We start from the raw sequence: 13,621 nt of genomic DNA on the forward strand, positions 1-13,621 counted from the left end.
TGGGGCGTGTCAACTTGTCTGTGTAAGCGGGGTGGTCACAGGTAGGGGTTGATCCGGTCGGGGTAGGCCGCGGCGAGCTGGGCGAGGGCCTGCTTCCAGTTCGTGACGGCCTGGCCTTCGACGAGCCGGCCCTGGGCTTTGCGCTGGCCGGCGGGTTTGCCCCGGTCCCGAGCGCGTTCGGCGGCGCGTTTGTCTTCGATGTTGCAGATCGCCAGCCAGAGCAGCTTCACCGCCGCCTCGGTCGAGGGGAAGTGGCCGCGGTTCTTGGTCACCTTCCGTAGCTGGAAGTTCAGCGACTCGATGCTGTTGGTTGTGTAGATGACCTTGCGGAGCATGGGTGGGAACTGCAGGAACGGGATGAACCGCTCCCAGGAGTTCGCCCAGGTCGCGGCTGCAGACGGGTACTTCGTGCCGAGCTCGGAGGCCTCGAACTCGGCCAGCGCCTTCCTCGCGGTCTCTTCGTTGGGGGCGGTGTAGATCGGCTTCAGCGCGGCGGCGACCTTCTTGCGGTCCTGGTAGGCCACGAACCGCATCGCGGCCCGGATCAGGTGAACCACGCAGGTCTGGACCATCGAGTCCGGCCACGTCGCCTCGATCGCCTCCGGCAGGCCCTTGAGCCCGTCGCAGCACACGATCAGCACGTCCTGCACGCCCCGGTTGGCGAGATCGGCGCAGACGTGGGCCCAGAACGCCGAGCCCTCGGTGTCCTGGACCCAGATCCCCAGCACGTGCTTGATGCCCTCGAGGTCCACGCCGACGGCGATGTAGGCGGCACGGTTGAGGACCTGGCTGTTCTCTCGGATCTTGATCCGGATTGCGTCGAGATAGATCACCGGATAGAACTCCTCCAGCGGCCGCGACTGCCACGCCAGGACCTCTTCGCTCACGGCGTCGGTGATGTTGGAGATCGTCTCGTGCGACAGGTCCGTGCCGATCGTGGAGGCCAGGTGGTGCTGGATGTCCCGGATCGTCATTCCGCCGGCATAGAGGCTGATGATCATGTCATCCAGGCCCCCGAGGCGCCGCTGGCCCTTGGGCACCAGGCGCGGGGTGAACGACCCGCCCCGGTCTCGCGGGACGTCCAGCTCGATCGGCCCGACCTCGGACTCCACGGTCTTCGGGGTGGTCCCGTTGCGGGAGTTGGCGTGCTTCAGCGCCTCGCTCGAGCCCTTCTCGTAGCCCAGATGGCTGGTCAGCTCGGCCTGCAGGCCCCGCTCGAGCGCGGCCTTGACCAGCGCGGGCACGAACCCGCCGTCACCGGTGAGCTCGACGCCGCCCGCGTCGATCTGCGCGAATAGGGAATCAAGCTGCCCTGAGGCTTTCAGCTGCTCGACCAGGTCCTGGCCCGAGGGCTCGCCTGGGTTCTTCTCGTCGATCATGGTCATGATTCTTACCGTTCCTCTCGGTACGGCTTACACAGACCATCTGACACGCCCTCTCGATGGTCCTCTGCATCCCGCAGGGTGCCTCCTGAGTTCCACCTCACCGACTGGTACCATAAGCAGGTACCACCACGCGCCTGAGGAGGCCCCCATGTCCATCAGTGCCAGTGAAGCCCGCAAGACCCTGTTCCCGCTCATCGAGCGAGTGAACGCGGACCGCGAGGCCGTGGAGATCGTCTCCCGCAAGGGCAACGCCGTCCTCATGCCCGCGGACGAGTACGCCGCCTGGCAGGAGACCGCCTACCTGTTCCGCTCCCCGGCCAACGCCCGCCGGCTGCTGGACGCCTACGAGCGCGCCCGCGCAGGGAGCATGGAGGAGCACGCACTGGACCGCCTGGACGGGGACGCCTGAGTGCGCCTCGTGTGGGACCGCTCCGCCTGGGAGGACTACACGCACTGGCAGACCACGGACCGCAAGGTCCTCCAACGGATCAACACCCTCATCGATGCCGCCCTGCGTGATCCCTTCGAGGGGATCGGCAAGCCCGAGCAGCTGAAGTACGGCGCGGCCGGGGCATGGTCCCGGCGCATCACGGAGGAGCACAGGCTCGTCTACCTCGTCGACGGCGAGAACCTGATCATCCTCCAGTCGAGGTATCACTACTGACATGCGCTTCACTCAGGCTGAGCTTCAGCAGTTCCGCGACCGCACCGTCCCCGACCTGCTGCCGGACCCGCTGCGGCTGCTGTTCATCGGCATCAACCCCGGCCTGTGGACCGCCGCCACCGGTGCGCACTTCGCCCGCCGCGGCAACCGCTTCTACCCAGCCCTGCACCGTGCCGGGCTCACCCGGCACCTGATCGACGCCTCCGACGGCTACAAGGCCGAGGACCTCGCCGAGCTGCACGCCCGCGGCATTGGGATCTCCAACCTCGTCCCGCGGGCCACCGCCCGCGCCGACGAGCTCACCGCGGAGGAGCTCGCCGCCGCCCCCGCCCGCCTGGCCGCGCTTGTGGCCGCGCACGCGCCGGCCGTCGTCGCCGTGTTGGGTGTGACGGCCTACCGGCAGGCGTTCGGACGCCCGAAGGCGGCGCTGGGGGAGCAGCAGACGCCGTGGCCGGGCACGCGGCTGTTCGTGGCGCCGAACCCCAGCGGGCTCAACGCTCACGCCACCCTGGACTCGCTCGCCGCGGATTACCGCGCGGCCGGTGCCGCGGCGGGGCTCGTGGACTGAGTGCACCCGCCGTCCCTGCGGCCGCGCTGGACGCCCGCTGGGATCTCCGATCGGGTGGGCGTCGTGCGCACACGAGTCACCACCTCGCTCCTGGGCCTCGGCCTGACCGCTGCGGCCCTCGTCGGCTGCCAGACGCGGACGTGGACCTCGACGTGCTCCACAGGCACCACCCTGCGCAGCTGCGAGATCTCCGTGTCAGGCAACGCGTTCCAGGACCTGCCCTTCCCCGTCTCCGGGCCGATCCTCGGCGGCGCCGGCGAGAACTCGCTGGACTTCACGATCAGCCGGACGCGCTGACGCCTCAGGCCCGTCAGAAGAGCGGCCAGGGCACGGCCGGCGTCAGCCCGCTCGGGGCCGGGAAACGCCCGTCGTCGAACAAGGCGGCGCAACGCTCCGCGAGGGCGCTGATCTCCTCGGCACTGAGCAACCCCGCCAGCCCCCGCCCCAGCTCGCCAGCAAGTCCCTCGAGAACCCGGCCGACGCCGTCGCGCTCCTCCTCGCTCAGCACCTCGCCCAACCAGCCCCACAGCACGGTCCGCAGCTTGTCCGCCACATGGAAGGTGAGCCCGTGGTCCACGCCGTGGCGGTGCCCGCCGGGCATGGCGAGGATGTGGGCGCCCTTGCGGTCGGCGTTGTTGACGATCACGTCGAACACCGCCATGCGGCGCAACGCCGCCGAGTCCTCATGGGCCAGGACCAGCCGGTTCCCGTCCTCGTCCTCACCCTCCAGGATCGTGAGCCATCCCGAGGCCGGCACCTCGTCCGCCGGGAACAGGTCCACGGCGTCCTGCCCAGGATCCTGCTCCTGCCAGAGCTGCACCATGCCCTCGCCGAAGGGGCCGTCGCGCAGCCACGTGCGCGGCACGATATCCCACCCCAGTGCCTCGGACACCAGGTGCGCGGCCACCTCGCGGCGGGCCAGGGTTGCGGCGGGGAAGTCCCAGAGCGGGGCCTCGCCGGCCACCGGCTTGTAGACCACCGGGGTGTCACCGATCGCGCCGAGGAACGTGGCGTTGGACGCCGTCGTGATGCGGCCGGTGAGCGTCAGCTCCTCGGCCATCAGCTCACGGGCGGGCACGTCCGCGGCGCTCATCAGGAGTCGGGGAGGGTGCAGTCGTGGCCGTCGGGGTCGATGGGCTGGCCGCAGTCCGAGCAGATCGGTCGCCCGGCGTCCACGACCTCCCGGGTGCGCCGCGCGAACGCCCGGGCGGCGCCGACGGGCATCCGCACGCGCACGGCCTCGGCGTCCGCCTCGGGCGCCGGGTCGGCGTCGTCGTCAGAGAGCGGGTGCGCGTCGATGAGCACCTGCGCGGTGGTGGGGTCCCAGCCCAGGCCGATGGCCCCCACCCGGAACCACTCCTGCACCGGGTCCAGCGGATCGTTGTCCACGAGTTCCACGGGCGTGCTGGCCGGGACGCTGTGCGGGTTGCCCTCCAGCGCCATGAGATCGTCGAGGATCTCGTCGATCATCTCCGCCATCAGGGCCGACTGCTGCTTCTCCAGCGCCAGGCTCACCAGCCGGGGCCCGGTGCGCACCTGCAGGTAGAACGTGCGGGCGCCGGGACGCCCGAGCGTCCCGATCACGACCCGATCCGGCCAGTCGAACTCATGGGCGGGGGCAGGTGCATCAGTCATGCCACGATCCTAGGCGTCTGCTCGTCCACTGCACCGGCGCCCGTGCCTGCGCCGCCGCCCACCGGGGCGTCGTCGGACGGGCCGAGGGTCGCCAGCCAGGACAGGTCCCCGGCGTCGGTGTTCATCGCCCAGACCCGCGGGCGGTTCGGGCCGTAGCTCACGATGGACACGGAGGCGGGTCCCACCTCGATCCGCTGGAACAGATCCAGGTGCGTGCCGAGCGCATCGGCCAGGATCGACTTGATGACGTCCCCGTGGCTCACCGCCACCCACACCGCCCCGGGCCCGTGCTCGGCCTCGACCGCGGCGTCGTGCCGGCGGATCGCCGCCACCGCGCGGGCCTGCATGCCCGCCATGGACTCCCCACCGGGGAAGACGACGGCGGACGGCTGGGTCTGCACCGTCGCCCACAGGGGCTCGGTGGCCAGGTCGCTGAGCGCGCGCCCCTGCCACTGGCCGTAGTCGCACTCGGTGAGGTCGTCGTCGACCAGCGAGGGCACCGCCCCCGACTGGCGATCGAGGAGTGCGCGGGCCGTCTGCGCGCACCGCTCCAGGGGACTGGCCACCACCGCGGCCACGGGCACGGCCGCGACCCGATCCCCGGTGCGGGCCGCCTGCTCCCGTCCGTGGTCGTCCAGGCTGACCCCGGGGGTGCGGCCCGCCAGCAGTCCGGTCGCGTTGGCCGTGGTGCGGCCGTGCCGCACGAGAAGTACCGTCGCCATCACTCCAGCCTACTGACGGGGCGGACGCGCCTCAGCGGGACGGGTCACGGGACAGGGGAGTCCACCGCAGGGTGAGGCCCTCGACGGCGGCCATCGCCGCGTGGACGTCGTCGGCGGCGTCCTCCAACCCGTCCGCCACGTCTTCACCGGCCGAGGTGAGCAGCAGGACGGCGTGGTCGTCCGCGCCGGGCTGCTCGCCCGGGTCGGCGCGCCAGCCGCCCCTGCCCCGGACGCCGTCCTCGTCCCCGGGCAGGGAGCTCAGCCACGTGGCCGCGGCCCGGGCCGCCCCGCAGCCAGTCGAGGTTCACCTGTTACGGCTGGGCGCCTGCGGGGCCGCCCGGGGACGGGGGCTGCATCACGCCTCGGCGTCCGACTGCTCGGAGGTCCAGCCCGCCTCACCGATCCACCGCAGGGCGCTGAGCGAGGGCATGAAGAGGTACTCGCCCCCGGCCATCCGGTTGAAGGTGGTGATGCCGTCGATGCGCTTGCGGGCCGGCTCGGCGGGGATGGTGAACCGTCCCTGCGTCGGGTCGTCCTCGTGCAGACCGACGATCGGGTCCCGCTCGGAGCCGAGGTCGACGAAGTTGCCTCCGTTGATCCACTCCTGCTGCATGAACTCGATCGTGTCGAAGGCCCGGGCGCTGATGAAGATGAAGTAGATCCCGCGGTCCTCCTTCGCGTCGTCGGCCGAGGTCACCTCCGGCGACCACCCGGGACCGTAGGTCGAGGAGCGCCGGATGATCCGCTTGATGTTCACGTCCGTCATGATCGACAGGTCGCTGTCCCGCGGGTTGAGGCGACGCATGTGGCTGGAGTGCGGGCACATCAGGCCCTTCGGGTCGTCCTCGAAGGTGAAGTCGTTGCGCCGCTCCGGGTCGTTGCCCAGCTCCTCGTCGTCGTGGTCCGGGGAGAGCACCAGCGGGGCGCCGCTGCGCCACCGGCCGAACATCTTCGCGGCGATCCGGTGCTGCTCCTCCGGGTCCGGGCTCTGCGAGGCCAGGTACTCGTTGAAGGCGCCCACCCGACTGGCGAACTTGCGCAGCACCACGTAGGTCCCGTTGCGGCCCAGCACATCCGGCTGCGGCACGGCCAGCGGGGAGCCGGTCTCGCTGTTCTCGCCCAGGATGAACTCGCCGGCGGAGATGGAGCGCTCCTGGCCCGGCTGAGGCCGCACCCCGCTGCCGGCCACCGTCGGCTGCGAGATGGAGTCCCGGAAGCCGAAGGGGTTCTTGTTCAGCTCGTCGACCCCGAACCGGTGGGTGGCCACCAGGGTCACTCCGGTGGAGTGCTCCAGCACCTTCTCCGCCTGGTCCAAGGCGGCGTCCAGGGCGTCGGCGTCGGCCGCGTAGATCGTCAGCGCGATGTGGCAGGCGTCCTGGGTGAACGCCTCGTCCCAGTGCTCCGGGGCGTTCGGCCCGGTGTCCATGAGCTGCTGAGCGCGGGCGGCCATCCCCTGCTGGTAGGGCAGCGGGAAGCTGGACAGGGAGTCCTCGGGCAGCCCCAGGGCGCGCAGGCCGGCATAGCTGATCGCCACGCCGGTCCAGGACTGCAGGTCGTCGGCCCAGTCCTGCGCGGAGGTCACGTACTCGGCCAGGCGACGGACGAAGTCCCGACCGCCTTCGGCCTCCTCCACGGTCAGCATGGCGTGGGCGCCGACGTAGGGCTCAGGCCGCGACCGCAGCACCAGGCCCTGGATGTCGTCCAGGTCCAGCTCGACCCGCTCCCGATCGAAACGTTCCTTCAGGTCCTTGAGCACGCCCATCTCAGTAGTCCACCGCCTCGGGGGTGGAGATCGTGTCGGTGAGCTGCTTCAGGGCGGCCGCGGTGTCCTCGTCCAGGTCGGTGCGCCCGGCCATCTGGTCCAGGAAGGTGTTCACCGCGTCCTCGGTGCGCTGCAGTCGACGCGTGTCCACCACGGTGACCTGCGGGTTCGCCACGAACCACCCGGAGGCGGTGATCTGGTGGTCGGCGATGAAGTCCTTCACGGTCGGGCTGTCGATGCCCGGCCACCCCTCCACGTTCTGGAAGAGGAGGTCCATCAGCTCGGGGATCTTGGTGGCGAAGTCGTTGATGTACGCGTCCCAGTCGCCGTCGTAGGCCGTGGCGAAGAGGATGCGGGTGTTGTCGTCGAAGAAGACGAAGCGCATGTCGTGCAGCGTGGACACGCGCTGGGCGCCGTCCATGTTGCCGCGGGTCAGGTCGAAGATGCGCTGCAGCCGTTCGGCGCCGCCCGGCTTGAGGCGGGCGATCGCGGTCAGCTCCGAGACCTTGCCCGAGCGCATCCCCACGCGGCCGGCGGAGTCGGCGGTGCCGGACAGGTCCGGGTTGTGCTCACGGATCATCGCCTCGAGGGCGATCTTGGCCAGCGTGGGGGCGTCCTGGGCGACGTCCTCGACGGCGCGCTTGACGGCGTCGAGGCGGCTCTCGTCCTGCAGTCGGGGGTCGGGGCGGTCAGTCATGAGGTCCTCCTTCGAGAATCCTTTGGGGTGAATGGTGAGGGGTGGGGCCGGGATCAGCCCGGGATGTCGTCGAGCGACGACGGCTCGGGGGCCGGGCGGTCGTTGAACTCGTGGCGGAAGCGAGTGGACTGCTCATAGGCGCGCTTGCGGACGCGCATGATGGAGCCCAACGGCTGGTGCTCGACCACGCCGTTCCAGGGGTTGAAGGTGAGGGCGTCGTCGCCGTAGACGCGGCGGGGATGGCTGTAGCTCTCCTGCGCCTCGATGCGCAGGGTGGCGACGGGCTGGTGCGGGGCCTCCTCCTCGTCCCACAGGACGGAGGCGTCCTCCACCGGCATGCGCTCCGGGTCGGTCGCCAGCTGCGCCCGCAGGACGTATTCTGCGCTCTCACGCGAGAAGAAGTCGGCGACGATCTCGCTGATCGAGGAGAAGTCCTCCACCTTCATGTCCTGACCGGTCAGGGTGCGCACGTTCTCGGACGCCGGGGCCAGCGAGATCTTCGCGACGTGGTCCCCGTAGCGCAGGGCGCCCTGGGTGAAGTACGTCTCGCCGAGGACGTGGGCGTTGTCCCGCCCCAGGCCCTCCAGGGTGGCGCTGGGGGTCCCCCCGACGGTCTCCACCGCACCCCGGACCACGCGCGCGGCGCCCGTCGTCAGGCGCTGCAGCAGCTCGGGGGACTGGGAGTTCTTCTCCAGCAGGCTCAGCATCTCCTTGTAGCGGGCCACGGTGCCGAAGGCGAGCGTCGGGAAGTTCACCATGAGGAAGTCCTGATTGTGGCTGTCCAGATCCGGCAGCAGCCGCTTGCCCTCCACCCCCAGCACCTTCAAGGCCCAGCCCCGCGGGGCGGGAGTGCGGTCGGTGTGGATGTCCCCGGGTGCGGAGGAGAGCCGCGCCACCGCCTCGTAGGTGCCCGGACGGGCGAAGATGCCCTTCGCCAGCTCGGGAGCCAGGCCCTCGTGCACCTCCAGCGTGGCCTTGAGGACGGCGTGGCTTTTGGCGTGGGCGTCGCGGTGGGCGTGCTTGTGCTCTCCCGCCGCGCGGCGCTGTGCCGCGCCCATCTGGGCCAGGATCTCGCGGGTCAGGTCCTCCTCGCGGTCGACCGAATGCTCGATGTCGGGCGTGTACTTCACCGGTTCAGTCATCAGTGCTCTGCCTTCCCTCTCTGGAGCGCCGTGTGCGCCGCGCGGAGCCGCGCACCTGACCCTGGCGACGCTATGACTCTCCCCCTGTCAGGGCAAGGAAGGAAGCGCGCCGCAGGTCTGGGAGTCGGGGCCCGGGGGCGGTGCCCCGGGGGATCTGTGACAGTGTGGCGGTGACCCGCCCCAGGGAAGCGCACTCGAGCCAGGAGAAGCATGACCGCCACCCTTGTCGCCTCCGGCCTCGCCGGCGGCCACGGTCACCGCACGCTCTTCGAGGATCTGGACCTCACGGTCGCGCCCGGGGACGTCGTCGGCGTCGTGGGGGCCAACGGCGCGGGCAAGTCCACCCTGCTGCGCATCCTCGGCGGGGACCTCGCGCCGCAGGCCGGCACGGTCAGCCTGGCCCCGGCCGACGCGTTCGTGGGCTGGCTGCCGCAGGAGCGCGAGCGGGTGCCGGGGGAGACGGTCGCCGGGTACATCGCCCGCCGCACCGGCTGCGCCGAGGCCACTCGAGAGATGGACGCCTCCGCTTCGGGCCTGGCGGACCCGGACGTCACGGACGCCGCCGCAGACCGCTACAACACCGCCCTCACCCGCTGGCTGGCCTCCGGCGCCGCGGACCTGGAGGAGCGCATCCCCGCCGTCCTGGCCGACCTCGGCCTCGACCTCTCCGCCTCCCCGGAACAGGTCCTCATGACCTCCCTCTCCGGTGGGCAGGCCGCCCGCGTCGGCCTCGCCGCGCTGTTGCTCTCCCGCTTCGACGTCGTGCTCCTGGACGAGCCCACCAACGACCTGGACCTCGACGGTCTGACCCGCCTGGAGGCCTTCGTGCAGGAGCTGCGCGGCGGCGTCGTGCTGGTGAGCCACGACCGCGAGTTCCTGGCCCGCTGCGTCACCCGCGTCCTGGAGCTCGACCTCGCCCAGCGCACCAACCGCGTCTACGGCGGCGGCTACGAGGCCTACCTCGAGGAGCGGGCCACCCTGCGCCGCCAGGCCCGGGAGAAGTACGAGGAGTTCGCCGAGCAGAAGCAGGACCTCGTCTCCCGCGCCCGCATCCAGCGGGAGTGGTCCAGCCAGGGCGTGCGCAACGCGATGAAGAAGTCCCCGGACAACGACAAGCTGCGCCGCAGGGCCAACAGTGAGTCGAGCGAGAAGCAGGCCCAGAAGGTCCGGCAGATGGAGAGCCGCATCGCGCGCCTGGAGGAGGTGGAGGAGCCGCGCAAGGAGTGGAGGCTGGAGTTCACCATCGGTGCGGCGCCGCGCTCCAGCTCGGTGGTCGCCACCCTCAACGACGCCGTCTTCCGGCAGGGAGGCTTCACGCTCGGCCCGGTGTCCCTCCAGGTGAACGCGGGGGAGCGGATCGGCATCACCGGGCCCAACGGGGCCGGCAAGTCCACCCTGCTGCGCGGGCTGCTGGGCCGCCAGGCCCCGGACGAGGGCACGGCCGCCCTGGGGTCCAGCGTGCAGATCGGGGAGATCGACCAGGCGCGCTCGCTGCTGGCCGGGACCGTCCCGCTCGCCGCGGCCGTCGAGGCGCTCGTGCCCGAGATGGCCTCCGGGGAGGTGCGCACCCTGCTGGCCAAGTTCGGCCTCAAGGCCGACCACGTGAACCGCCCCGTGGACGAGCTCTCGCCCGGCGAGCGCACCCGGGCATCCCTGGCCCTGCTCCAGGCCCGCGGGGTGAACGTCCTGGTGCTCGACGAGCCCACCAACCACCTGGACCTGGAGGCCATCGAGCAGCTCGAACAGGCCCTGGAGACCTATGAGGGCGCCCTGCTGCTCGTCACCCACGACCGCCGCATGCTGGACACCGTCCGCACCGACCGTCGCTGGCAGGTCCAGGACGGGCGGGTGACGGAGCGCTGACGACCCGGGCACCGTCACCCTTGCCCGAGATTCGGTTGTGTACGACCATGAGAGTTCAGTCCCCACCGACGAAAGGGCCCCAGACATGTCCCGCATCCTGATGATCCTCACCTCGCACGACCAGCTGGGCGACACCGGCCGCAAGACCGGGTTCTGGCTCGAGGAGTTCGCCTCGCCCTACTACGTCTTCACGGACGCCGGCCACGAGGTCACCCTCGCCTCGCCCCGCGGCGGCCAGCCGCCCATCGATCCGACGAGCTCGCAGCCGGAGATGCAGACCGAGGCCACCCGCCGGTTCGACCAGGACGAGGAGGCCAAGGCCGCCCTGGCCCACACCACGCCCCTGGCCCGGGTGGACGTGGACGGGTTCGACGCCGTCTTCTACCCGGGCGGTCACGGCCCGCTGTGGGACCTGGTGTCCGACGCCGACTCCACGCGGATCATCCTCGACAGCGACGCGGCCGGGCGCCCGCTCGGCCTCGTCTGCCACGCGCCCGGGATCCTGCACCCGATCACCGCGGCCGACGGCACCCCGTTCGTGCGCGGCCGTCAGGTCGCCGGGTTCACCAACGGCGAGGAGGAGGCCGCCCAGCTGACGGACGTCGTCCCGTTCCTCGTCGAGGACGCGCTGATCGCCGCCGGCGCGGACTACCGCAAGGGCCCGGACGGGGAGAGCTTCGTGGTCACGGACGGCACCCTGGTGACCGGCCAGAACCCGGCCTCCTCCGCCGACGCCGCCCGCCGCCTCCTGGACCTGCTCGCGCGCTGACCCTCCACCGAGCCCGCCGCCCCGACCCCGAGGAGACCACCATGAGCACCCCCACCCGCACGCGCGAGATCCACCTCGCCTCCCGCCCCCACGGCGCCCCGACGCCGGAGAACTTCCGTCTCACGGAGGTCGAGCTCCCCGAGCTCGCCGAGGGCCAGGTCCTCGTGCGCAACACCGTGATGTCCGTGGACCCGTACATGCGCGGCCGCATGAACGATGTCGAGTCCTACGTGCCCCCGTTCCAGCTCGACGCCCCCCTCGACGGCGGCGCGGTGGGCACCGTGATCGCCTCGCGCCACACGGACGTGCCGGAGGGCACGTCCGTGCTCCACGGCCGCGGCTGGCGCGAGCACGCCGTCCTCGACGGCGACACCGTCCAGGCCGTGGACACCTCCCAGTTCTCGGACGGCACCTACCTGGGCGTGCTGGGCATGACGGGTCTGACCGCCTACACCGGCCTCGTGCACGTGGCCGAGATGCAGGAGGGCGACGCCGTCTTCATCTCGGGCGCCGCGGGGGCCGTCGGCTCGGTCGCCGGCCAGATCGCCCGCCTGCTGGGCGCCTCGCGCGTGGTCGGCTCGGCGGGCACGCCCGAGAAGGTGGCGCGGGTGAAGGAGCTGGGCTTCGACGCCGCGTTCGACTACCACGACGGCTCGCCCACCGATCTGCTGGCTGAGGCGGCGCCGGAGGGCATCGACGTCTACTTCGACAACGTGGGCGGCGACCACCTCGAGGCCGCCATCGCCGCGATGCGGGTCGACGGCCGCGTGGCGATGTGCGGCGCGATCGCCCAGTACAACTCGACGGAGCCGCCGGCCGCCCCGCGCAACCTCGCCCTGGCGATCGGCAAGTGCCTGACCCTGCGCGGCTTCGTCCTGCAGAAGTACGCAGCGCAGGTCCGCCCCGAGTTCCTGGAGCGCGTGGGCCCGTGGGTCGCCGCCGGGAAGATCCAGTGGGACGAGACCGTCCGGGAGGGTCTGGAGAACGCACCCCAGGCGTTCATCGACCTGCTCGAGGGTGCCAACACGGGGAAGATGCTCGTCCGGCTGTGACGGGCGACGGCGCACTCGGGGGCGGCATGGACACCTTCCGGCATCAGGGCCTGACCTTCGACGTCCGCGACGGCGGCCCGGCCGAGGGGGAGGTGGTCCTGCTGCTGCACGGCTTCCCGCAGGACGCCACGTCCTGGATGCATGTCGAGCCGCTGCTGCACGCCGCGGGGCTGCGCACCCTCGCCCCGGATCAGCGCGGCTACTCCCCGGGGGCCGCTCCGCGGGCGACGGCGGCCTATCGCCTCCCGGCGCTCGTGGGGGACGCCGTCGCGCTGGCGGACGCGGCGGGGGCGCGGCGCGTCCACGTCGTCGGCCATGACTGGGGTGGCGCCGTCGCCTGGGCGCTGGCCACCGCCCACCCCGAGCGCGTCGCGTCCCTGACGGTCCTGTCCACGCCGCACCCGGCCGCCCTGGCCCGCGCCCTGCGCGGCCCGGACCAGCTGCGCCGCAGCTGGTACATCGCCGCCTTCCAGGCGCCGGCCCTCCCCGAACGAATCCTCGCCCGACGGCTGGGCTCCCTGCTGCAACGGGGGCAGGTCCCCGGGGCGGAGCACTACGCCCGCCGGTTCTCCACCCCGCAGAGCCTGCGCGGCCCGGTGAACTGGTATCGGGCGAACCCGGATCTGGTGACCACCACGAGCAGCGCGCCCGTGTCGGTCCCCACCACGTATGTGTGGGGCACCCGGGACGCGGCCCTGGGGCCGCGGGCCGCCGAGCTCACGGCGGGGCAGGCGGCGGGGGAGTACCGGTTCGTGGCGCTCGACGCGGACCACTGGCTGCCCGAGCGCGAGGCGGACGCCGTCGCCCGGGCGATCCTGGACCGGGTGCGCTGACCCGCGCTCCGCGCGGGCCGCTCCCGCCGTTTCAGCGCGGCCCGGCGGCCTCGGTGATCCGGTTCAGCAGGTCCATGAGGACCTGGCGCTCGGTGGTGTCGAGGGGGATCCGGGTGAGGGCGTCCACCGGGACCGTCCGGGCGGACGCCCGCAGCGCTCGTCCCTCGTCCGTCAGCCGGACCAGCACGCGTCGCTCGTCGTGGACGTCGCGCTCCCGCGTGACGAGCCCCATGCCGGCCAGGCGCCGCACCAGGGGTGTGATCGTCCCGTTGTCCATGCCGAGCCGGTCCCGCAGCGCGCCGACCCCCAGCGCGCCGGCGGCGTCCGACGTCGACGCCTCCGTCTCAGCCGAGGCGTCACTCTCCACCTGCCACAGGGTGAGCATCACGAGGTACTGCGGGTAGGTGAGGCCGAGGCGGGAGAGCAGGGGGCCGTAGCCGCGCGTGACGGCGCGCGCCGCCCGGTGCAGGGCGAAGCAGAGCTGGTCCTCGAGGGCGAGGCTGGGGGTCGGCGCGGCATCCATGGGAGC

General features: G+C 71.8%; 16 protein-coding genes. 8 read left to right on the forward strand and 8 right to left on the reverse strand.

What is annotated here, in order from left to right:
• Positions 1–35: 35 nt before the first annotated feature.
• Entirely contained in the window at positions 36–1,379 is a 1,344-nt protein-coding gene (locus SOY78_RS04485) for an IS256-like element ISMlu11 family transposase (RefSeq protein ID WP_324701926.1), read from the reverse strand.
• 154 nt (positions 1,380–1,533) lie between these two features.
• Here SOY78_RS04485 and SOY78_RS04490 point away from each other — a divergent pair, with 154 nt between their 5' ends.
• From SOY78_RS04490 to SOY78_RS04505, 4 genes are all read left to right on the forward strand, one after another.
• Positions 1,534–1,794: a type II toxin-antitoxin system Phd/YefM family antitoxin gene (locus SOY78_RS04490; protein WP_145951333.1), complete on the forward strand. Its 261-nt coding sequence runs from the start codon at positions 1,534–1,536 to the stop codon at positions 1,792–1,794.
• A complete protein-coding gene (locus tag SOY78_RS04495; RefSeq protein WP_145951334.1) occupies positions 1,795–2,049 on the forward strand; it encodes a Txe/YoeB family addiction module toxin in 255 nt (84 codons plus the stop codon).
• 1 nt (position 2,050) lies between these two features.
• Entirely contained in the window at positions 2,051–2,617 is a 567-nt protein-coding gene (locus SOY78_RS04500) for a mismatch-specific DNA-glycosylase (protein ID WP_145951335.1), read from the forward strand.
• A 63-nt stretch (positions 2,618–2,680) separates the two neighbouring features.
• Positions 2,681–2,914 (forward strand): hypothetical protein, encoded by a 234-nt coding sequence (locus SOY78_RS04505; protein WP_324701854.1) that lies wholly within the window; start codon positions 2,681–2,683, stop codon positions 2,912–2,914.
• A 13-nt stretch (positions 2,915–2,927) separates the two neighbouring features.
• Here the strand turns inward: SOY78_RS04505 and SOY78_RS04510 are convergent, their stop codons facing one another.
• From SOY78_RS04510 to SOY78_RS04535, 6 genes are all read right to left on the reverse strand, one after another.
• The gene (locus SOY78_RS04510) at positions 2,928–3,710 is read right to left on the reverse strand and encodes an SCO1664 family protein (RefSeq protein WP_324701855.1); all 783 of its coding nucleotides are present in this window, start codon (positions 3,708–3,710) and stop codon (positions 2,928–2,930) included.
• On the reverse strand, positions 3,710–4,252 hold the full coding sequence (locus SOY78_RS04515; protein WP_159833359.1) for a DUF3090 domain-containing protein: 543 nt from the start codon (positions 4,250–4,252) through the stop codon (positions 3,710–3,712). The genes SOY78_RS04510 and SOY78_RS04515 overlap by 1 nt, the downstream gene beginning before the upstream one ends.
• Positions 4,249–4,974 (reverse strand): histidine phosphatase family protein, encoded by a 726-nt coding sequence (locus SOY78_RS04520; RefSeq protein WP_197458599.1) that lies wholly within the window; start codon positions 4,972–4,974, stop codon positions 4,249–4,251. Before SOY78_RS04520 ends, SOY78_RS04515 begins: the two co-directional genes overlap by 4 nt.
• Before the next feature lie 355 nt (positions 4,975–5,329).
• Positions 5,330–6,736 carry a Dyp-type peroxidase gene (locus SOY78_RS04525; RefSeq protein WP_063190265.1) on the reverse strand — a complete coding sequence of 469 codons (1,407 nt, stop codon included), beginning with the start codon at positions 6,734–6,736 and terminating at the stop codon, positions 5,330–5,332.
• Between the two features lies 1 nt (position 6,737).
• On the reverse strand, positions 6,738–7,433 hold the full coding sequence (locus tag SOY78_RS04530) for a hypothetical protein (RefSeq protein WP_063190264.1): 696 nt from the start codon (positions 7,431–7,433) through the stop codon (positions 6,738–6,740).
• A gap of 53 nt (positions 7,434–7,486) precedes the next feature.
• Positions 7,487–8,575: a catalase family protein gene (locus SOY78_RS04535; RefSeq protein WP_324701856.1), complete on the reverse strand. Its 1,089-nt coding sequence runs from the start codon at positions 8,573–8,575 to the stop codon at positions 7,487–7,489.
• 210 nt (positions 8,576–8,785) lie between these two features.
• On the opposite strand from SOY78_RS04535, the gene abc-f reads away from it, so the two are divergent.
• From abc-f to SOY78_RS04555, 4 genes are all read left to right on the forward strand, one after another.
• A complete protein-coding gene (gene abc-f / locus SOY78_RS04540) occupies positions 8,786–10,438 on the forward strand; it encodes a ribosomal protection-like ABC-F family protein (RefSeq protein WP_036316399.1) in 1,653 nt (550 codons plus the stop codon).
• An 85-nt stretch (positions 10,439–10,523) separates the two neighbouring features.
• Positions 10,524–11,207 carry a type 1 glutamine amidotransferase domain-containing protein gene (locus SOY78_RS04545; protein ID WP_324701857.1) on the forward strand — a complete coding sequence of 228 codons (684 nt, stop codon included), beginning with the start codon at positions 10,524–10,526 and terminating at the stop codon, positions 11,205–11,207.
• A gap of 41 nt (positions 11,208–11,248) precedes the next feature.
• Positions 11,249–12,259: an NADP-dependent oxidoreductase gene (locus SOY78_RS04550; RefSeq protein WP_170720371.1), complete on the forward strand. Its 1,011-nt coding sequence runs from the start codon at positions 11,249–11,251 to the stop codon at positions 12,257–12,259.
• Between the two features lie 26 nt (positions 12,260–12,285).
• Positions 12,286–13,092, forward strand: a complete 807-nt coding sequence (locus SOY78_RS04555; protein ID WP_324701858.1) for an alpha/beta fold hydrolase — start codon at positions 12,286–12,288, stop codon at positions 13,090–13,092.
• A gap of 31 nt (positions 13,093–13,123) precedes the next feature.
• Here SOY78_RS04555 and SOY78_RS04560 read toward each other — a convergent pair whose 3' ends face one another.
• Entirely contained in the window at positions 13,124–13,615 is a 492-nt protein-coding gene (locus tag SOY78_RS04560) for a MarR family winged helix-turn-helix transcriptional regulator (protein WP_036382885.1), read from the reverse strand.
• Positions 13,616–13,621: the final 6 nt, after the last annotated feature.

It is taken from the genome of Micrococcus sp. HOU01 (assembly GCF_035609305.1).
GTDB classification, from domain to species: Bacteria; Actinomycetota; Actinomycetes; order Actinomycetales; family Micrococcaceae; genus Micrococcus; species Micrococcus luteus.